Annotated in this window: 23 protein-coding genes and 1 pseudogene; 6 read left to right on the forward strand and 18 right to left on the reverse strand. The window is 40.6% G+C overall.

Translation table 11 applies throughout. The annotated features are described in order from the left end of the window. Positions 1-271: 271 nt before the first annotated feature. From HWQ58_RS00300 to psaK, 8 genes are all read right to left on the reverse strand, one after another. Entirely contained in the window at positions 272-1,039 is a 768-nt protein-coding gene (locus tag HWQ58_RS00300) for a DUF1350 family protein (protein ID WP_292856451.1), read from the reverse strand. Positions 1,040-1,248: 209 nt separating this feature from the next. Continuing rightward, on the reverse strand, positions 1,249-1,647 hold the full coding sequence (locus HWQ58_RS00305) for a zinc ribbon domain-containing protein (protein ID WP_292856453.1): 399 nt from the start codon (positions 1,645-1,647) through the stop codon (positions 1,249-1,251). Positions 1,648-1,854: 207 nt separating this feature from the next. Continuing rightward, positions 1,855-2,574, reverse strand: a complete 720-nt coding sequence (locus HWQ58_RS00310; RefSeq protein WP_292856455.1) for a hypothetical protein — start codon at positions 2,572-2,574, stop codon at positions 1,855-1,857. A 511-nt stretch (positions 2,575-3,085) separates the two neighbouring features. Next, positions 3,086-5,008 carry a M48 family metallopeptidase gene (locus tag HWQ58_RS00315; RefSeq protein ID WP_292856457.1) on the reverse strand — a complete coding sequence of 641 codons (1,923 nt, stop codon included), beginning with the start codon at positions 5,006-5,008 and terminating at the stop codon, positions 3,086-3,088. 6 nt (positions 5,009-5,014) lie between these two features. Continuing rightward, a complete protein-coding gene (locus tag HWQ58_RS00320) occupies positions 5,015-5,602 on the reverse strand; it encodes a LemA family protein (protein WP_292856459.1) in 588 nt (195 codons plus the stop codon). Between the two features lie 430 nt (positions 5,603-6,032). Then, the gene (locus tag HWQ58_RS00325) at positions 6,033-6,284 is read right to left on the reverse strand and encodes a hypothetical protein (protein WP_292856461.1); all 252 of its coding nucleotides are present in this window, start codon (positions 6,282-6,284) and stop codon (positions 6,033-6,035) included. A gap of 5 nt (positions 6,285-6,289) precedes the next feature. Then, positions 6,290-6,430: a hypothetical protein gene (locus HWQ58_RS00330; RefSeq protein WP_292856463.1), complete on the reverse strand. Its 141-nt coding sequence runs from the start codon at positions 6,428-6,430 to the stop codon at positions 6,290-6,292. 145 nt (positions 6,431-6,575) lie between these two features. Continuing rightward, positions 6,576-6,836 (reverse strand): photosystem I reaction center subunit PsaK, encoded by a 261-nt coding sequence (psaK, locus tag HWQ58_RS00335; RefSeq protein ID WP_292856465.1) that lies wholly within the window; start codon positions 6,834-6,836, stop codon positions 6,576-6,578. A 579-nt stretch (positions 6,837-7,415) separates the two neighbouring features. Between psaK and HWQ58_RS00340 the strand changes: the two genes are divergently transcribed. The 5 genes from HWQ58_RS00340 (at position 7,416) to HWQ58_RS00360 (ending at position 13,815) form a co-directional block, all read left to right on the forward strand. Beyond that, entirely contained in the window at positions 7,416-8,723 is a 1,308-nt protein-coding gene (locus tag HWQ58_RS00340; RefSeq protein WP_292856467.1) for an efflux RND transporter periplasmic adaptor subunit, read from the forward strand. A gap of 663 nt (positions 8,724-9,386) precedes the next feature. Then, positions 9,387-9,845: a hypothetical protein gene (locus HWQ58_RS00345; protein ID WP_292856469.1), complete on the forward strand. Its 459-nt coding sequence runs from the start codon at positions 9,387-9,389 to the stop codon at positions 9,843-9,845. A gap of 452 nt (positions 9,846-10,297) precedes the next feature. Continuing rightward, a complete protein-coding gene (locus tag HWQ58_RS00350; protein WP_292856471.1) occupies positions 10,298-11,038 on the forward strand; it encodes an SDR family oxidoreductase in 741 nt (246 codons plus the stop codon). A gap of 80 nt (positions 11,039-11,118) precedes the next feature. Then, positions 11,119-12,213: an alkene reductase gene (locus HWQ58_RS00355; protein ID WP_292856473.1), complete on the forward strand. Its 1,095-nt coding sequence runs from the start codon at positions 11,119-11,121 to the stop codon at positions 12,211-12,213. Between the two features lie 408 nt (positions 12,214-12,621). Continuing rightward, a complete protein-coding gene (locus tag HWQ58_RS00360) occupies positions 12,622-13,815 on the forward strand; it encodes an MFS transporter (protein ID WP_292856474.1) in 1,194 nt (397 codons plus the stop codon). A 12-nt stretch (positions 13,816-13,827) separates the two neighbouring features. Here HWQ58_RS00360 and HWQ58_RS00365 read toward each other — a convergent pair whose 3' ends face one another. From HWQ58_RS00365 to HWQ58_RS00390, 6 genes and pseudogenes are all read right to left on the reverse strand, one after another. Beyond that, positions 13,828-14,403 (reverse strand): TMEM175 family protein, encoded by a 576-nt coding sequence (locus HWQ58_RS00365; protein WP_292856475.1) that lies wholly within the window; start codon positions 14,401-14,403, stop codon positions 13,828-13,830. A gap of 152 nt (positions 14,404-14,555) precedes the next feature. Beyond that, positions 14,556-15,194 (reverse strand): Uma2 family endonuclease, encoded by a 639-nt coding sequence (locus HWQ58_RS00370; protein ID WP_292856476.1) that lies wholly within the window; start codon positions 15,192-15,194, stop codon positions 14,556-14,558. A 195-nt stretch (positions 15,195-15,389) separates the two neighbouring features. Beyond that, a complete protein-coding gene (hisS, locus tag HWQ58_RS00375) occupies positions 15,390-16,784 on the reverse strand; it encodes a histidine--tRNA ligase (RefSeq protein WP_292856478.1) in 1,395 nt (464 codons plus the stop codon). Positions 16,785-17,039: 255 nt separating this feature from the next. Beyond that, positions 17,040-17,486: a DUF3598 family protein gene (locus tag HWQ58_RS00380; RefSeq protein ID WP_292856480.1), complete on the reverse strand. Its 447-nt coding sequence runs from the start codon at positions 17,484-17,486 to the stop codon at positions 17,040-17,042. 129 nt (positions 17,487-17,615) lie between these two features. Continuing rightward, positions 17,616-17,765 (reverse strand): annotated as a pseudogene (locus HWQ58_RS00385) (3-phosphoshikimate 1-carboxyvinyltransferase); the annotation flags it as partial. A 111-nt stretch (positions 17,766-17,876) separates the two neighbouring features. Further along, a complete protein-coding gene (locus tag HWQ58_RS00390) occupies positions 17,877-18,038 on the reverse strand; it encodes a hypothetical protein (RefSeq protein ID WP_292856484.1) in 162 nt (53 codons plus the stop codon). 122 nt (positions 18,039-18,160) lie between these two features. Between HWQ58_RS00390 and HWQ58_RS00395 the strand changes: the two genes are divergently transcribed. After that, positions 18,161-18,298: a hypothetical protein gene (locus HWQ58_RS00395; protein ID WP_292856486.1), complete on the forward strand. Its 138-nt coding sequence runs from the start codon at positions 18,161-18,163 to the stop codon at positions 18,296-18,298. Positions 18,299-18,307: 9 nt separating this feature from the next. Here HWQ58_RS00395 and HWQ58_RS00400 read toward each other — a convergent pair whose 3' ends face one another. The 4 genes from HWQ58_RS00400 to HWQ58_RS00415 all read right to left on the reverse strand — a co-directional run. Further along, positions 18,308-18,514 carry a hypothetical protein gene (locus HWQ58_RS00400; protein WP_104907658.1) on the reverse strand — a complete coding sequence of 69 codons (207 nt, stop codon included), beginning with the start codon at positions 18,512-18,514 and terminating at the stop codon, positions 18,308-18,310. Beyond that, positions 18,460-18,900: a GIY-YIG nuclease family protein gene (locus HWQ58_RS00405; RefSeq protein WP_292856489.1), complete on the reverse strand. Its 441-nt coding sequence runs from the start codon at positions 18,898-18,900 to the stop codon at positions 18,460-18,462. Before HWQ58_RS00405 ends, HWQ58_RS00400 begins: the two co-directional genes overlap by 55 nt. Before the next feature lie 44 nt (positions 18,901-18,944). Next, positions 18,945-19,184, reverse strand: coding sequence for a hypothetical protein (locus tag HWQ58_RS00410; protein WP_292856491.1), 240 nt, complete (start codon positions 19,182-19,184; stop codon positions 18,945-18,947). A 15-nt stretch (positions 19,185-19,199) separates the two neighbouring features. Next, positions 19,200-20,417: restriction endonuclease subunit S (locus HWQ58_RS00415; protein WP_292856492.1), on the reverse strand; the 1,218-nt coding region annotated here is incomplete at its 5' end.

Below are 20,417 nucleotides of genomic sequence, written 5' to 3' on the forward strand. Positions count from 1 at the left end.
CCCTGCGGGTACTGCTTCTCCCTTGGCGTTAGCCTCTCTCTTTGGAAGAAGGGGAGACGCTAGCGCGAACGGAGAACTCGTAGAGTAGCTGCTACGCATCTATGTATGCAATAGACTTTGATTCCTATCTCCTAAAAAGATAGAGTACACTCCGTTGTAGCAACAGGCGTAAAGAGTTGAGGGTTTGGTCTTTATTAGACTCAAATGAGAAGCACTATAACTCATTTCTATTTACTCATCGAATTTACGACTGTTTAACAGTCATAAAATATTATGGTGCTCCCAAAGGATTTAGCCATAAAAGAATGTTGCTTTTTAACTGGTTTAAGTCGCGGTATGCTTCTTGTTTGAACCATTGCCCTAAAGCGTCAAAGGGGGTAAAAGATGTTCCCGTTTGCCATTTAATATCTTGACCTAAAGGTGTTGTATGATTTCCTGGTAACGTTTGCGCTGTCACCATCTCATCAAAACGTTCTTCTAAGATTTTGGTTAAAGCTGCCGATTGATCGATGGTGTCATTACTAAATTTTATTAATAAATTGCGCCGGATATTGTAATGTTCTTGGACAAGTTTGTTAGTTTCCAACGGCGAGGGGGTAAATTCGATTTTCAAAGTAGAGTTGAACTGCTCTACTAAAGGAATAGCTTCTTTAGCGGCGTAGTTGTTGAAGGATATTAAAATATTGCCTGCACGTTCTACTTTAAAAAGGCTACCAATCAGCAAATGGAGTTTACAGCCCATACTGTGTCCAACGCCGTAGATAGGGAAGTAAAGCTTGCGTAATGCCCCAGAATCATGCAATCGTTCGAGGGTGCGGTCAAAGTTTAACAGCACGGATTTGGCGATCGCAGTATGATCCAGTGTATTGACAAAAGGCGTAGCAATTACAACATAGCCTTTACTTGCCAGTTGTTCGAGTAACCAGCGATAAGTGATGTGCGGTGCAGTGGCGACAAATGCACCGCCTAAAAAATGAACGATACCTATGGGATTTCGGGGAATGATTACCCAGTTCCCTCTAATTTCTTTCCAGTCCATGCGGGTAAGCGATCGCTTTACGAATATTCTTTATGTTAGACCGGAGATCGCAACCGTGGGAAGGATTATGGAAAAAGCCATTGAAAATATCCTACTAGTAGATTGGAAGCCAACTCACCCAGTAGTGTCTATGGACTTATCGGCAGCACCTACGCTTTCTTTAACTCTTAGTGAATTCTGAGTGAATTCAGGAGTGCTTTGTGAACTACCTACGGTGACGCTTTGCGTACACCGTAGGCTTCCTGCCCAACACAAAGCGCAGTAGTGGATTTCTTGCGTCCTCCCTTACTTCGACTTACATCTAGACAACAGGCTTTATCCCCCGTTCCAGAGGTCAAAATCCGTAGTCCCTCGTCTGTGAGGTTAATACTTGCGTTGATATCCCTATCATGCTTAGTTTGGCAGTTTTCACAAGTCCAGAATCTTACATCTAGTGGTAGAGTGCCAATTTGATTAAGGCAAACATGACAGGTTTTTGAACTAGGGAAAAATCTATCAACTTCTAGATAAATTTTCCCTGACATTTCTGCCTTGTATTTCAGCATTGTGCAAAACATACCCCATCCAATTTGGTGAATGGATTTGGCTAGTTTGTGGTTCTGCATCATGCCTTTTACACTGTCGTCAACTCACCCGCCATTCATCCCACGCTGCCCTATCCGGTCAGGCGTGGGGCTTCTGTCGGTTCAAGCTAAATTACCATTGCAAAACTTAATTATGAATTACGTTAGCGCAGCGGTAGTGAGTCCGCATACCCCTCCGGGGAAACAAGCTACGCTTTTAGCGTCTCGTAGAGAGCGTCATTACGAATTATCTTAACGTTGAGTCTGTAATCTTTTCATCTCGTATTGCACATCTAATGCAATTTGTAATGCTTCATTGAGTAACCTTCCATGCTCAGTAGCCTCCTCTGTTACTTGCATAGCTGTTAAAGTTGCTAAATTGTTGACAAATAGTTCTGTATTACTCAGGATAAAATTCTTATTCTCTCTTAAAATTCTTTCTGTCTTCAAAGCGCGAACTAAATCAGCTTTGGTGAGTTTAAGTGCTTCGAGCACACCCTCTCTTTCCTTTATAGTCACTTCTGGATTACCAGCTTCTTCTATTTGGTCATTGATATCTATAACTCTAATAACAGTATTATATCTCTTAACCTCCTTTAAGAGGATTTGTAGAGATTTTGTCATATTAGCTTTAACAATTTTACTTCTACTTTTCCAGATTAAATATAAGATAGTTTGTGTCAGACCACCAACCCAAAGACCTAAGAAAATCAATAATATCCAAGATGGGATTGTTATCCATGTAAAAAAAATTTTAATAATTACATCAAAGAAAATATAGACAAAAATAAATGTAGAAAATCCAATAAAAACTACAGTTGCTCCTTCAGAACTTTTAAGCTTTTGTATATATATGTTTGCTAATTTGTTGAGAGGATTTGTAATGATTAAAAGTTCCCCATTGACAGGTAAATTAGTCAGCTTTTGCAGATCATCTTGACTAATTTCTAAGTCCTCTAAATCATCCCGCACAGCTTTTCAACCCTTGCCAAAATAGTTATTTAATCTAATATAGCAATCAAATTTCTAGAATGCTGGCATTTTGTCTAAACTTTTTCTGGTAAGTTAATACTTATAGGCAATCTCAAGAAGTTTTGTACAATATGATACTCTTTTGCCAAGATAACTATTTACAGCATAATTCAGAATTTAAGAGTAAAACACGCTTTATACCAGGGTAACAGACTTAGCTTATGTACCTCACCAATTTAAAATCTGCTGTATACTATAGCAATCCTAAATTATTCGTGAGAAACCAGATCCCCGACTTATTTAAGAAATCGGGTATCTGCGGGTTGCAATTCTCACAAATAAAATTGGATTGCTATGTAATAGTTAGGATAAAAAAACAAATTAATTGCCTGTAAATAGAATCGCAAGGCAACAGGTTATTGTTCTGGCAAAAGGTCATTTAATAATGGAAAAGTCCGTTTTTGCGGACTTTATTTGTTAAGTTACATATAATCGTGTCTCGGTCGTTACATTAACTTCGTTTTGGAGAAGGGTGTTTCTGTTTGGAAACACTAGGCTGAGGGTTTAAAAATGGGGGGATGGGACACTCTAGCGTCATGGCGATCGCTCTGAGTAAATCTGCTTCTAAAGGAGTAACTTTATTATCTAATAGTACCGTGTGGGCACAAGCATCAACAATAGCCTGTTTGAGTTTGGGAGTGGCAAAACGCAGACGCTCAATACTTTTCTTTAGTTCAGTAAAATTACAACTTAATGGTATTTCTAGTTTTTCTTGCTCTCCGGCTTTGGGAAGTCGAAAAACTCCAGAACGAAAAGCATAGGCGATGTCTTCAGTAGACGTATCAGGTTGGGAGTGTCCGACACGGGCAATTACGGACAATACTAATAGACTATCTGGCCAAATCTGTTCGATGGAGGTGAATTCTACAGTTGTAGTAGATGTGGGATTTATACTAGGTTGAAGACGATGCCACAGTATTAACTGCAACACAAAATGCCATAGCGATAAACTTCCGGTGGCTACAGCTAAACCGTGGACGCATTTGCATAGCCTTTGGCATTCTTTGGCAGAATTTTGGCGTAATACGGGTACTGCCAAATCCACGAGTGGCAAGCGAATTCTGGGATCTAATTGGCTAATTTCGCTACTTAGTTCCAAGGTTTTCTCTACCAAATCAGCAGGCTGCACCTCGCGTAACCAAGCAATTTGACGTTTTTGAATTTGGAGATTTTCCGTATCTAACGCTAGCGCCAAAGCGATCGCCATTGCACTTTGCTGCTCCTGCACGCCCAAACGCAGAGATTCTGGTAACTGCGATAACAGCGCTTGAGCATGGGCAAAATGCTCTGGTGTAACGCTTCCAACTTGGTTTACAACGTGTTTTGGTGTGGCGCTGTCACCACCAGTAAAGCCCATTGTTAAGGATTCCTGGGAAGGGGAACGCATTTGATTGCGAGATGGCATTGCTGCTAAATTGCTGACGTTCAAACCTCCAACACGACAGATACGTTCTGCTAGAGGTGGGTGAGTAGAAAACATATTTTCCCAGAAATCCGGGTTGAGGGCATTGCCAAAAAACATGTGGCTAGCGGCTTCTGCACCCGGCGATATTAACCGTGAATCCATCTGTTGGAGTTTTTGAAAGACTCCGTTAAGTCCGTTAGGGTTGCGAGTGAACTGTACAGCCGAAGCATCGGCGAGAAATTCACGTTGACGAGAGACGGCGGCTTTAATCAGTCGTCCGCAGAGTAATCCGATACTGCCAATTGCCATTAATGCTAAACCAAAAGCCCACAAAGGCAAACCCTTGTCTTCGCGGGAAGTACCACGAATCCGCCAGAGCAATTCCCCAGTTAAATAAATGAACAAAATCCCATGCAGTAGTCCCACTAAACGCAAATTCAGCCGCATATCTCCATTGAGTATATGACTGAATTCGTGGCCGATGACTCCTTGTAACTCATCCCGATTCAGATGTTGCAAAGTTCCACGGGTAACTCCAATTACAGCATCATTGGGCGAAAATCCGGCAGCAAAGGCATTAATGCTGGTTTCTCTTTCAAGGAGATAAACTTGTGGGACAGAAATATCAGAAGCGATCGCCATTTCCTCGACAATATTTAATAGTTGTCGCCCTTGTTCATCGGCTATTTCTGGTAGCAGGAGTCTTCCTCCTAACTCTTGGGCAATTACGCTTTTGCCCTGTCGGAGACAGGCAATTTTGTATAAACTTCCCACTGCGATCGCAATTATTGTAATCCCAGCCACGTAGAGAAATAACCCTGGATGCCACCAAACACGAAAAGCCATGCGAAACAGAAATAAACTGGCAATATAAATTGCCATAATCATGACTGCGATCGACAGGGAAAATAACCCGATTAATTGTTGCGTATTTTGGCGTGCCCGATCCTGATGTTCAAAGAAATTCATAGATACCTAAAAAGACACGCGTGGAGCATTTCTTATTTCTGGAGTAGCTTCAGGGAGCAATTCTGCAACAGTAAAGTTAAAAGTATTTGCCACAAGATTGCTAGGAAAAGATTCGCTTTTGGTGTTGTAAAGTGTCACCGCGTTATTAAAAGCCTGACGGGCAAAAGCAATCCGGTTTTCGGTGGAAGATAGTTCTTCCATTACCTGAGTCATGGCGCGATCGGCTTTCAATTCTGGATAAGATTCTGAAATTACCATCAACCGACTTAACGCACCCGTCAGCGCCCCTTCAGCATTGCCCAACTGTTGCATCGCTTGGGGATCGCCAGGATTTTGTGCGGCGCGACTGCTAGCGTTAATTGCAGAATTCCGGGCGGCAATAACTGCTTCTAAGGTTTCTCGCTCATGTTTCATGTACCCTTTAGCTGTTTCCACCAAGTTGGGAATTAAATCATAGCGACGTTGTAATTGAACATCGATTTGAGAGTAAGCATTTTTGTAACGGTTGCGATACTTAACTAAATCGTTGTAGGCATTAATGATAATTACAGCAACAATGGCAACTAAAGCAACAGAAAATATTAAAAGCCCCATATTTTTAGATTATTTTCATTAGGTTCTTACTTTATATCCAGCAGAATTTGTGTGGATATAAAGATGAGTCTACTTATAGCAAGTTGCTTCGTCCTCTGCAAAATTATTTACGTAATTGTACGGGGCTAGATCAGTTATAGGATTTTTTCAATAACTACAGAAACATAGACACAAGAGAAATAATTTACAACAATTTCAAATTATTTGTGAACTTTATCGTAAATTAAAAGGTTTAAGACCCCTACGTCTATACGTAGTGCGGAGTCGGAGCCACTCCGTCTCCGATCAGTTTCAGCCGGGGTTTAAATCCCCGTCTGAAAATGTCTAAAATGTTTGAATTTTGAATGCGTGAATTTTGAATTGTTAACATCTCTCTTTTCTCTTTAGACTCTGCGCCTCTGCGGTCGATTAAAAATTGTAGCCAGATATGTCACCGATGAATATGAGTAAATAGAGAATAACCACTGAGAGCAAAAATAAAAAGGATGGCAGCAGGGAAAATTATTACATCCCTGACAATAAATAAAATCCAATCTTTTCTTAGTTCTTGTTTAAACTTGAGTTCTCGTAGTTTTCGCTCAAGTTCTAAGTCTTCTTGTGACTGCAAGTTTACAGATGGCAAAATTAGCGGGTTGTTGCTTTTGCTGGCAATGATTTTTGATAAATCTGTTATATCTGTCATGCTGTTTAGATACCAATAATTTCAGTTTCAATATTTTGGTTATTATCTGCAACCCAAATAGGTTTGCCTTTTTGCTTGGCTTCTAAAGCTACTTTTAGAAGTGCATAGGCGTAGCCAGCGCTAGACATCGCGCATTTATTGAGCAATGTCAGGTTGTCATTGACGTAGTTTTGAGTTGAGTTATTGGACTAAAGCATCCATTTAGATAAAAAAGAGCCAGAGAGTGTTAGTTCTCTGACTCAAACCTGGAGACAAAAGAATCATCAAATAAAGGCTAACTTGGGTAAGAACCTAAATTCTTCCCAGGTTATGCAGCCCTAAGATAGTACCTACTCCTAAGATATGACCAAAGGCGGTAGTTGCTAAAAGGGCTGGTACACCAAAATTACCAAGGAAATTGACTGAGGGTAGTTTTGGTTCTGCGTTGGGATACTTGATGGTAGATTTGCCAAAGGCAATGGCAATGATATTAGCAATAATCATGATCAGTCCAACTGTAGGACTCCATTGCAGAGGTGTGGTTGCAGCAGCGAGTAAGGTTGAAGTCAACACCTGGTTTGCTCCTGAAATTTATTAATGGTTGAAAACATAATCTGAAACTTTCCGAAGCAAATTCAAGAAATTACCCGATTTTGCATCAATATTTAACAGTTATTCTTACTACTTAATACAATATGAGTTCAACGTGGTGAGCTGATTGTGGTAGCTAGTTTGAATTTCAATGTCTGAAACAAATAAATTATTAGTATATTTTTATACTTTAAACAAAATTCAGGAGTAAAATACGCTTTATACCTGGGTAACAGACTTAGCTTGTGTACCTCACCAATTTGAAATCTGCTGTAGATAAAAGTGATTCCGATAAAATTATGTCAATGTATCTATAGAAATCTGTACAGGAGTTATGAACAAAATAATCCCCGACTTTTTGAAGGATACAGTTGAAGTCAGAAATTTAAAGAGCGGATTCACCTTTCGGTAGATTTAGACAGAATCATCAAAACTGTATATTTGAATGGGTATAACACATAATTTGCCACAAAACCTCATGCTAAATCAGTAATTTCCAAATCAACAGATGAAATTTTGATTGAATTCTAGTTAATTTGTTCCTTAAGTTCCTCAAAAGCCATGACATCCCCTGAGCCTCAAACTGATTTTGGAGAAAAAACTCCACAAACGTCATTTGAGCCACCTTCTGGAAAACGGCGGTGGCTTTGGTTGAGTTTAGCCGTACTCCTATTTTTAGGGGGCGGAGCAACTCTAGTTTGGCGTTTACTCACTCCGCAAAATTCAGCACCTTTAACTGTTAACGCTCAACCTCAAGGGGTAAGAGTCAAAATATCAACAGTACAAAACGGCATAATTGAGGAAAGTTCAGATTTTATTGCTAGTCTAAAATCCCTGCGCTCAGTCACGCTCCAGCCAAGGATTCAGGGTCAAGTTACCCAGATACTTGTAAAATCGGGAGATCCAATCGTCGAAAGAGCGGCAATTCTCCAAGTAGATCCTACGCCACAGGCAGCGATCGCGAGAAATAATAATCTACCTCAAGCATTTTTAATGCAACTGGCAAATGCCCGCGCCACCCTCAAATCTTTAGAAACAGAACGACCATCCTACGTTGCGAATGTGCAATTGTACCAGCAGAACTACGAAAAGTTTGTTAGCCTAGCTGAACAAGGAGCCGTGTCTCGACAGACTAGCAATCAGTTTGCTAATCGGCTTGCCAATGCTAAGACTAGTCTGGATGCAATAGATTCCAGGATTCAAGCACAACGAGCCACGATTTTGCAGGCTGAAAAATCCTTGCAGCAATCTAATGTAAATACTCAAACACAACAGCCCCAGTCTGACAAAATTACCGCTCCTTTTAGTGGCACTGTTGGCAACATCCCTGTGAAAGTCGGTGATATAGTTAATACTTCCACACCATTAGTTCATATCACGCAAAATCGACCTTTAGAAGTGAATATCTCTGTACCACTACAGCAAGGGCCCCAATTGCGTAAGGGTATGCCAGTAGAGGTGATGAACACACAAGGTCAAAAGCTTGGTAGAAGTAGGATATTTTTTATTGCACCTAATGCCAGCAATGAAACACAAACGATACTGATTAAAGCACTTTTTGATAACACTAACGGTCAGCTACGTGCAGATCAATTGGTCAGGACTAGAGTGTTCTGGAATCAGCGCCCCGGAGTTTTAATTCCCACAACAGCAATGACTCGTGTAGGCGGAGACACTTTTGTTTATGTAGTTGAAAAGACATCTCCCCAAGGTGTATCCCAACAAGTAGCTCGGCAAAGGCGAGTGAAGCTAGGCGAGATTAAAGGTAATAATTACCAAGTTATTGAAGGATTACAGCCAGAAGATAAAGTTATTATTTCAGGGTTGCTTAATCTTAGGGATGGTGTTGCGATCGTTCCAGAATTTTAATTAAGGGGAGTAGAGAGGAGGAGCAGGGGAGAAGTCTCAATCTTGTCTCCTACCAATCTTCACCCAAGAGCGTTAACTATAGCGATCGCTCTTTGTTGGAGAACTTGTAAAGTAGTCTCTACGTATATATCTATAGCAATACACGCTGAATTCACTTCCATTCTTTTCTCCTAAAAAGAAAGCATTCGTAAACATTTATAAGATATAACTCGTTTTGTCAATAGTGATTAAGTAGGTCGGCAGAATAAAACCAAACTATGTTAACAAAAATGAACGAGGCTAAAACCCTCTTTCCTCCCGCCTCCTGCCGACGCTCGCGGACTCGCTAACGCTGCGCTATCCTGCTTCCTGCCTTATCCCAACGACAAATATTTACGCCCACCTACTTACGCTGTAAATTATCTATGCTATCAAGTCTCTAATTAAGCTTTATACTAAATTTTAAGGCAAGGATGAACGATACTTTTAAATATGTGTAGGCGTAGCTAGTCTTGTCTATGAGACGCTATGCAAAGGCATCACAGGCTGGAAATTTACGTTTGCAACCTCGATTTTTACTAAATTTAATCACCATTACTTATTGACAAATGGTTAATGACTTTAACCTGTCACCAATGAGTAAAAGTAAGCAATTACTTGATTACGTAACAGAGGTAAACAATTATGTCAGTGAAAATCAACCAATCTAAATGTGGTTTAGTTTTAACTTGTTTACTTGGACAGATAATGTTGTTGGCTGCGCCAGTACAAGCTGGAGTGGAGGGCAAAAGTTATAATGTCAATCTTAATTCGAGTCAGGGAGATAATTTTACTGCTTGTTTTGAATTTAACGCCGATGGTAGCAGCCTACGCTTTGGTCGGCTAGACGCTACTTACAGCCGTACAAATCTAGGTCAGGATCGGAGAAATTGGCAAGCAGTCACAAATCCAACTTCAGAAGAAAGTGTCGCACTTAGCGGTGAAGTAAGACGAGACTCTTCTCTTCCAGATCAGAGGATAAGTGGTAATGCTATCAATTCCAACGGCACTACTTATAAATTTAATGGAACACGCTTATCTGAGCCAACGTGTCCGATTGAAATTGAATCTGAGATAGGTTCACAAAACCCCTTCTTCAAATAATTTAATCTATGCAGATTTGATTGACCAGATGAGCTTTTGGTTAACGAAGACAGACAATTTATAAAAGATGTTTGTAGACTATGGTCAAGACAATACCTGTGTCATCAGCACTTAAATTCTGTCAAGTTCGGTAGGGCGTAGTTTACTGTCGTAGGCATCGTGTTTAGCTCAAAAAACACTCAAAAAGTCAATTTAGCTCAACATATTCAACAATATTCGCCAAGCCGTAGCAAATCTTAATCTGCTGTGAAGATGCCGCCAAGAGGCCACGTATCCTCACCTTTTGCAAAGTATTTTCATTTCTCGCGCCTGAGACTTACTTAAATTCGCTGGCGGGATTTCGGCTGGAATCAAGTCGATAGTTTTAGCAGCGATCACTAAATTTAACCTTGGAACAGTACTGTAAGAGCAGATAATCACTTTAGTGAACCAAAATAAAACTCGATTAATCTATGGCATCAATAGCCGGAAAAGTTGCAATTATCACTGGTGCATCGCGGGGAATTGGACGAGCGATCGCACTAAAATTAGCTGGTAACGGGGCATCTATTGTCGTTAACTATGCAGGTAATGCAGGCAAAGCACAAGAAGTTGTTGCAGAAATTGAAAAGTTGGGAGTAGAGGCGATCGCTATTCAAGCTGATATTAGCAAAGTACCCGACATCGAACGATTATTTAAGCAAACACTTGAGCGCTTTGGTAAAGTCGATATTTTGGTCAATAATGCCGGAATCGCCTTCTATAAACCAATTACTGAGGTGAGTGAAGAAGATTTCGACGCGATTTTTGCCATTAACGTCAAAGGCACTTATTTTGCTTGCCAACAAGCCGCGCAACATATATCAGAAGGGGGACGGATTATCAACTTTTCCTCATCAACTACGGTGATGATGCTGCCAACTTATAGTGCCTATGTAGGAACCAAGGGTGCTGTTGAACAAATTACGCGAGTACTAGCTAAAGAATTGGGTGCAAAAGCGATCGCAGTTAATGTTATTTCTCCTGGCCCCATCGATACAGAATTGTTTCGAGAAGGCAAAACACAAGAACAGATAGATCGTTTAGCCCAAATGGCTGCTTTTAATAAACTCGGAGATGTGCAAGAAATCGCCGATGTAGTAGCATTTCTCGCTAGCGACGAAGCCAGATGGATCACTGGGCAAAATATTCGTGTCAACGGTGGAATCGCGTGAGGAAAAACTCTCCTCATAAAAGCGATATTCCCCGTTTCAAAACCTCAGCCAGTAATGTGCAACGCCGAGAAATTTAAGCGATGAATTCCAATATCAATCTTTTCACACCAGTTCAGCTTGGCCCTTACACGCTACCAAACCGGATCGTAATGGCACCGATGACGCGTTTACGGGCAATTGCAAGCATCCCCAACTCGCTAATGGCAACTTACTATACCCAACGCGCTAGTGCTGGGCTGATCGTTACCGAATGTACAATGGTTTCACCTCGAAGTTTAGGATACATTAACTGCCCAGGAATTTACTCAGAAGAACAAGTGGCAGGATGGCGGTTGACAACTAATGCAGTACATGAACAAGGAGGCAGAATTTTTTTGCAACTTTGGCATTCTGGGAGAGTTTCTCACTCAGCTTTACTTGGTGGAGAGTTGCCAGTTGCTCCTAGTGCGATCGCTGGGATTGGCTCACTCCATACACCCATAGGTAAAGTATCGTTGGAAACTCCCCGTGCTTTAGAAACCCCAGAAATTTCCGAGATTGTTGAGCAATTTTGCAAAGGTGCCGAAAATGCTTTGGCAGCTGGTTTTGATGGGATTGAACTTCACGGTGCATTTGGCTATTTAATCGACCAATTCCTCCAAGATGGCTCGAACCAGCGCACAGATGAGTATGGCGGTTCAATAGAAAAGCGTAGCCGATTCCTCTTAGAAGTTGTAGAAGCAGTTGCTAGCGTTTGGGGTGCAAACCGGGTTGGTATCAAACTTTCGCCAAGTAACACTTTTTATGGAATGCATGACTCCAACCCTCAAGAAACTTTTGGTTATGCTATCAATGCTCTTAACCCTTTTGGACTTGCCTATCTTCACCTGATGGAACCGAATGAAGTCGATTTAACAACCCGCGAAGTCATGAACCCTGTTACACCCTACTTCCGCCAAGTATTCCAAGGTACTTTGATTACCAATGGTGGCTACGATCGCCCAATAGGAGATAGTATTCTTACTAGTGGCAATGCAGATTTAGTTTCTTTTGGCAAGTTATATCTTGCTAATCCTGACTTACCAAAACGCTTAGAACTTAACGCCCATTTGAACACCCCAGATCCAAAAACATTTTATGCCCCTGACGCCACAGGATACACCGACTACCCATTTTTAGAACTTCAGACCACTTAAAGGAATCACAGTCATCTCTAAATCAAAAATATAATTTGTCAGTTGCAAAACTTTTCGGTTTTATATTTGTCCAAATAGGAGAACACGCCCGTACTACCTGACGATGAAAACGGATTGCTAAATGTGGGATAAAAAAGTTTGTATTAATATCATGTCCGGCTAATTAGTTATAATTCCCTTTCTCTATCTAGAAAGTACGACGAACAGAAGTTACAAACTATTATATTTTCATTGTTGGAAAGAATATTTAGATTTACATGACTTTGAGCTTTATACTGTTTCTTTGTGAAGCTGCAATATCTTTTACCCCTTTTCTAAAAGGAGCCAGCAGGGGGATTTTATAACGTGCATCTTCATATAAAATTGCTATTAACTTAATTGTCTTGCTTTATCTACATAGTAAATAACATGAATTCACCAAAAGATCGTAAAGATTTTCAATACCAAAAACCTATTTATTTAGAGTTAAACTTTCAGATTATTTGTGCAGTTGTATTGATTGCTGTTATCGGAGTTTCTAGCGTGACTCCGGCTTTTCCTAAGTTAGCTAAAGACTTAAATATCAATCCGAAGAATTTGGGTTTACTGATTACAGCATTTACATTACCATCTCTGATTTTAGGGCCAGTTATTGGTATTCTTGCCGATAGATGGGGCAGAAAGAGAATTATTGTTCCTTCACTATTTATATTTGGCATAGCTGGGACTGCTTGCGCCTTTGCCCGCGATTTTAATTTATTGCTATGGTTACGTTTGCTGCAAGGAATTGGTGCTGCTTCTTTGCTTTCTCTGAGTATCACCTTAATCGGCGATTTATACACCGGAGACAGACGGACTACGGCAATGGGTTACAATGCCAGTATTAGCAGCATCGGCACAGCAAGTTATCCAATAATCGGTGGCGCATTAGCAACAATGGGCTGGTATTATCCCTTCATGTTGCCCATATTAGCGATTCCTCTTGGGTTGTTGGTATTGTTTGCACTTAAGAATCCCGAACCAAAAGGCGATCGCAACCTCAAAGAGTATTTGAAAAATGCCGTAAAAGTTCTGAAAAATCGTCAGCTATTTGGACTTTTTGTTGCCAGTGCTGCTAACTTTGTTTTCCTTTATGGCGCTTATGTCACATATTTACCACAGCTAATTAACGATACCTTCAAAGCGCCGCCCACCATTATTGGATTGTTACTTTCTAGTGTTTCCCTAGCAATTACCATCACAGCTTCCCAGTTAGGTAGATTAGCGAGAAGATTTCCCGCCACAAGTTTAATTAGTGCATCTTATGTTTTTTATGCTTTAGGGATGTTAATAGTTCCCTTTGTGTCAAATATCTGGTTACTATTAATTCCGAGTACAATTTTTGGGATTGGACTTGGTATTAATTTTCCTAGCATCCAAACACTTTTAGCAGATTTAGCACCAAGAGAATATTTGGCGACGATTATATCGGTAAATGGGACATTTTATGGATTAGGACAAACATTAGGGCCCTTATTGATGGGTTATGCCTTTGGTTTTGGCGGAATTAGCAGTGTGTTTTATGCCGCAACTGGTTTTGCCGTTTTGATATTTTTTGTGTTTAGGTATTGCACTTGTAGGTAATTCGTAATTCGTTTAGGAAGTGAGAGTCTTCTCAATCCGACGGTCAGGAATCAGCCAGATGACTGCGACTAAAGCGTATAATGCACAGGCAAACCATGAGTTCACAAAGGCAAGTGGAATTGCCACAGCATAAAACACCACTGATATTTTTTCCTTAAAGTTTCCACTGACTGCGATCGCTAGAGTCGAATCTCTGCCGTGATGATCAATGAGGACGCGGGTAAGGATGAAATAAGCGATCGCAGCCAACAACAACACCGTACCATAAAAGGCAACTGGTATGGCGGCAAAGTGATTCTCGCCCATCCAGCCAGTGACAAAGGGGATTAGCGATAACCAAAACAGCAGATGCAGATTAGCCCAAAGGATACGACCATTAACGTGTCGGACTGCTTGTAATAGGTGGTGGTGATTGTTCCAGTAGATGCCGATATAAATAAAACTCAACACATAGCTGAGAAATACTGGAATCAGCGGACGTAGCGCAGCTAAATCAAATCCATGCGGCACTTTGATTTCCAGCACCATAATGGTGATGATGATGGCAATCACCCCATCACTGAATGCTTCTAATCTCCCTTTTCCCATATACGCATTCCTTTTCTATTTACTTGAAAGTAAGTTGTGACATTCTGTACTTTATCGTACCAAGTAGGCGTAGTTAATGAAAATTGTCTGCGTTGGCGTAGCCCGCCGTTCGCAAAGCGTCTCGTAGAGAGGGCATCGCAAAATCAAAATATTTAATTCTCACTGGCCAATTTCCGCCGTAATTCCCGAATAGCAGCGCTAGTATTACGCTCGTAGGCAATTTTTAGAGACTCTATGACTACTTCTGACACATTAATGTAGGGGAAATAATGGCTCCTGGTTTCAACAGTGTAGCGATCGCCTTGCAATCTGTAAATTACAAGCTGGTTCTTCTTGAACAACCAAACTTCTGGTACTTGATAAGGTAGGTAGTCATTTACATCAGTGTAGCTGGTGATGTCTATCTCCACCACTAAATCGGGTGATGGATCGACACCCCAATTAATACGATCTTTACCTGCGATTGCCTCCCAGTTTTGAATATAAAAACAGTAGTCTGGTTCTATACCACTTTTTTGTGGTAGTTCCATTGTGATTGGGGTAAATGCCTCGTATTCTTGTCCCAGATGATCGAGCAAAACTTTTACTACATCTGCAATTACACTTACTTTACGCCCATGTTCTGGTAGCGGTGCCATCAAAATAATTTCTCCATCTCGATACTTAATACGAGGAGAGGAGCGATTGCCTAGTTGTTCATTCAGTGCTTGATAATCTTGCCAACTTCCAGGTAGGCGTATTACCGCGCCTGGGGGCAAATGAATTGTATCGGGTGTGACAATAGCAAACATACAACTGAACTTCCATCTCAACTGTAATGCTTTAAATATCAATTGCTGCGGCTGAAAAATACAGCAGCCATAACAATTAAACCTAAAAGTACTAGAGGAACCCAGAGATTAGGGAGATCAGACAAACTCATAAAGGACTTCCAAATAAGTACGGTATATGAGGCAGATTGTAATAAACAATTGTTACTTTATAAATCAACTTTTAAGTAAGCATTTTTTTATTTCTTCAGCCAAATTTTCTAGTAGTACTTCTACTTGCTCGCCTGTTTTCAAATCCTTGAGCGATGACTTTTGTGCTGCTGCTTCTTCAGAACCAATAATTACGCAAAATTGAATTCCTTGTTTGTCTGCTAATTGAAATTGTTTACCCAAGGGACGCTTATCAAAGTTAGTTATCACATTAATTCCCGCCTGACGCAGATGTTGAGAAACTTTTAAATAAGTGGGCATTAAATCTTCTTGCATATTCACTACCATCACTTGGGCTGGTGTAGCAGCTAAAATACTAAGAATCCCAGCTTTTAACAAGCGACTAATTAAACGAGTTAAGCCAATAGAAATACCTACACCAGGCATTTTCTCACCCAAAAATACCCCGACTAATTCTTCATATCTACCACCAGAACAAATACTACCTAAAGCTTCATGTCCTAATAGGGTTGTTTCGTAAACTGTGCCAGTATAGTAATCAAGACCACGGGCAATGGATAAATCAATACAAAAACGGTTTTCGGCAACTCCGAGATTACGCACTCCAGCAATTACCGTTTCTAATTCAGTAACTCCTAAGCTCAATTGTTCGGTTTCTAGCAGATTTTGAGCAAGGTGCTTGAGCTTATCTAAGACTTCATCAACTGAACCGTCTATTTTGATAAATTCAATAATTTTTTGTGCCTGTTCGGCTGAAACTCCTTCTTTTTCTAAATCTTGTTTTACTTTACTTTCACCAATCTTTTCTAGAGTATCAACAATACCAATACACGATTTAATTTGATTTTCGGCAATTCCCAGTGATTTAAAGAAACCAGTAAGAACTTTTCGGTTATTGATGCGAATCAGAAAATCACCAATATTAATTGCTTCAAATATCTCCGTGATAATTGCAGGCATCTGAGCATCATAGAGCAAGCTAAGTTCACGACGAGCAACTACATCAATATCACACTGACGGAACTGACGAAAACGCCCATCTTTCGCCCGTTCTCCCCGAAAAACTACATCGGTTTGATAACGAGCAAAGGGAAAGGTTAATTCATTCAGGTGACGGGCAATGTACGCCGCTAAAGGAACTGTTTGGTCGAACTTTAAAGCTCTTGCTTCCGAACCAGTTTCGCCCGATTTATCTCTCTCGGCTTGTCGATTTGGTGGCAATATGGGATCGATTCCATAAATGATATTGTCGCCTTGATTACCTTTAGCTTGCAGCACTTCTAAGCGTTCTACAGCAGGTGTTTCGATGGGCGTAAATCCATAGCTTTCAAAAACTCTACGGATAATATCTAATAAATATAATTCTAAACGCTTTTCGCTAGGCAGAAATTCTGGAAACCCGCTAGGGGTAGAAAAGTTTATTTTGTCACCTTTGGCCATGCGTGTACCTTACTAAGTTGAAATTTAAGATGAGAGTTATAGGGAATGTGCCTTGATAACTCATCTTTTGCCTAACGACTGGAAGTCGCACGCCAGTTGCTTCAAGTCGGGCTTTGCCCGCCGAACATACTGGCTTGGCTACATAAACGAAGTCCGCCTGCGCGGACTGGAGAATAAAGTGGGGTAGTATAATTCAGTGGTTATCTCTGAGCGGACTGGAGAATAATGAGTGGTTATCTTTGAGGGGAGAAATTACTATCTTAGCCGTTCTTCTTGAATTAGGGTGCGTTGAAAGATTTGATTATTCTTAAACCAATGCCAAGTGCGGGCACGATTGTTATTGTCAGGACTAATGTAGATCATTTCATATAAGCTCATTTCTGGGTTTGTCTTATAAGTAAACCACAAAATAACAAGTGAATCATCGGCTTCCCAAGCTTTTCCTTGAATGCGATCGGTGTCAAACCAGAGCTTATTCTCTTTATAGCTTCCTGGAAATTCATACTCTTCTCGTTTCCCATCAGACCACTTGTAGCGATTGATTTGGTAGTAGGGATGAGGGCCATTTTCTGGAAATTGACAAGTTAAGTGAGACTCATACTTGTCAAGGATTTTTCCTGTTGTATCAATTAATGTATAAGTTCCTACCCAATCTCCTTGATGACGGGTAAGTACAGGCATTCCTTCTCGAATATTTGACATTGCAATTCACCTTTTATTGTTCTAACATCTGGAAAAATCGAGTAAAGTAATCGGGAAAAGTTTTCGCTGTACAACCAGGGTCTTTTATTATAATGCCTGGAACCTTTAAGCCAGTGACAGCAAATGCCAGTCTTCACGAAATAAGGCATTTTCTAAGATTGAGTCACCTTGCGCTAAGGTCGCGACGAGTAATGCCTGATTGGTAATACTTTTAGAAACAGGAGTCTCTACCGTGGCATCTACTGGGCGATTCACAACAGAGATTACAATGGTATCCATTTTAAATCTCTATACAGGTAGTCAGCTACAACTTAATTATGTTCGCATATGATCAGTGGGGAGTGGGGAAAGTTATCAAAGACGGCTTTAATCATCGCTGGTGTAAATTCTTTAGAAGATAAACTGGCAAAACCAATACCACGCGCTGCCATGACATCGCTGTAGCCGCCAAAAATTGAGAGGGCTTGTGCGGCTAGCGATCGCCTTATGGTCTACCCAGTTGAGCAAATTTATATAGTAACCTTTTTGGTCTTTCTTATCCGTCAAACTCACGCTAATTAGTACCAAAATCCTGACTGAAAATTCTGCAATGCAAAGAGTCTGCGAAAAATTGGGCTTCTGTATTCATCCCACTGCTGAGACTTCAGTCGTGAGAGCAGAAATTAGAACTTGATGTGAAGCATAACAAATTCCGTTTTTCTTCCAAGCGATCGCGTTTCTTGTCGGCTTCTAATGTTTCGGTTGATCTGCTGCAAGTAACCTCTTTATCCACACCAATATCTTTCGCCAGTCCCGCCGCCTGCGATCGCTAGTTGACGGTTTTATTGTCCACGCCCTGGCTTGCAATCTGCAAAACCCAACGCCTCTGTATCCAGAAAACTTGCAATTGCCATCTCAATAACTGCTTCGATTGGATATTCAATTTCAGTAGCACGAGCAATAAGAGCGGCGCGAATTCGTTCAGGTAAGCATCCTAAAATAACTTCGGCATCATTGGGGGAAAGTTGCTCTTGGAGTTTGGCTTGCATCGCTTTACTACCCTTCGATTGGAATTTGGACGTTGTAAGGAGGTTCGGTGGCTCTTAAAATAATGGCTTCTAGCTCCTATAGTAACGTAGGGTTTTCCCAATGTTGAAATGAATTGCACTGCGATTCGCACATCTTCATCGTTATACTTATCGAGCCACGCCCACAAAAAAGCTTTATGTCCACCACTGAAACGCCCCCGCAAGCTCTTGGTTTTACCGATGTAGAGCAATCCGTCAGTCTTGTGCCTGATTGCATAGATGCCAGGACGAACCAGAATGGTCGCAAAATCACGGGTCAAGGGTTGGCATTGCTCAAAGGGAATAAAGGCGATCGCATCCAGAATTTTCCGAGCTTGAGCTTGAAGTTCAGAATCATTTGTCGGCATGAAGACGAGAGGGGTGATTGCACAGAAATCATACTCTCACGAATTCAGTCATTTTCAAGCCCTTCCCAAAGTTGAGCCACCGGGATAGTTTGCCCAGTCATGGCTTCGTGCCAAGCTTGCCGGAAATCTGCTAAGACTTCTGCTTGAGATTGATCATCTAGAACTTTCTCTTCTGGAATTAGAATAATAACTTCTACGCGGCTATTTTTATTAGTTACGAGAGGATGATCTAAGGTGAGTTGTCCTTGCTCATTAATCGTTGCCATGACTTTAACTGCTTTCATTGCTAATCCAAGATATTAAGTGGTAGTGGTTAGATTAATGCCCAAGGCTTCAAGTTGCTGATTGATCCAAGCCGTTGCTGTCGCTTCATCAGTTTCGATCGCTCTTTCTACTCCTGTTTTAGCAATTTCTAGCAGTTGCTTGGATTTTGATTTTGCATCTTTCTCATTTTGGATTTTCTCAGCTATTAAAAGCTGTACATCTTTGGTAACAAGTGGAATATACATATTTTTGATGGTTGGTAAGTCTGTATTTTGCCTAACGCTAGCTTGAGCAATATTACGCATTAAGTAATAGGGTCTAGCGACTTTATCAATATAAAGGGCAACGAAATGCGGATTAAAATCAGCTTGGTTTTTGAGCCTGATTCTGATGGTAAAGGAAGCAAATATCCATCCTTTTTGTTCATCTTCAACCACTCCGCAATTACCTACTGTCCCCATTTGGGATATAACAATATCCCCTTTTTTTGTATAAACCTTTGAGGCTAAACTTTCAGTATTAATTATTCTATCCAGTTGAACGGTAACAATTTCTGCATTTTTAAGATTTAGCCCTTTGATGTATGGAATACCTTCACCATTCTCTGTGTAAGAACTTGTTGGTACTGAGCCATAGTTAATATGAGAGCAAATATCTTTAGTTAGAACAAATCCATTTGCTTTGATTTTACTTTCAACCTCATAAAATTTAGGTTGGTAATACTCAGCATCAAGGCGACCGGAAGACAGGAACGACTCAGCAAAACTCTTGACGGCAACGCTTTCTTCTGTGGGTTGCCAGTCCTTCAAGCCAAGCTCCGACAACAGCAAATCCTCAGCTTGTTGATAGAGTTCTTTTGATTCTTCCTTTAGTGATTGACAATAATTATTTACAATCATCTCTAATTGATATTGAAAAGAGCGACTAAAGATAGGGACAGGAACCGTCCTCAAATCAAAAAGATTTATACCTGGTTGTGCAGCCCCTCTTCTGCCTCTTCTGATTAATCTATAACCGTGTTTGCAAGAGAGATATGTCACCAGAAAATATGGATTGATCTCTGAATTTTTCAATAATGTGCTTTTGCAGCTAAAAATAGCGGGACAGTCTTTAGGAAAAACTAAAGCTGTTTTACCAAAGTTCATTCCAACAACAGTAACGAGAATATCAAGTGCTTTAAGATGAAACTGTGATAGTGGGGAGCATCTCAGTTTTTGAAGTGCCTCAAACCGACAATAATCCATTAAGGTAGG

Source organism: Nostoc sp. LPT (assembly GCF_017115165.1).
GTDB lineage: Bacteria > Cyanobacteriota > Cyanobacteriia > Cyanobacteriales > Nostocaceae > Nostoc.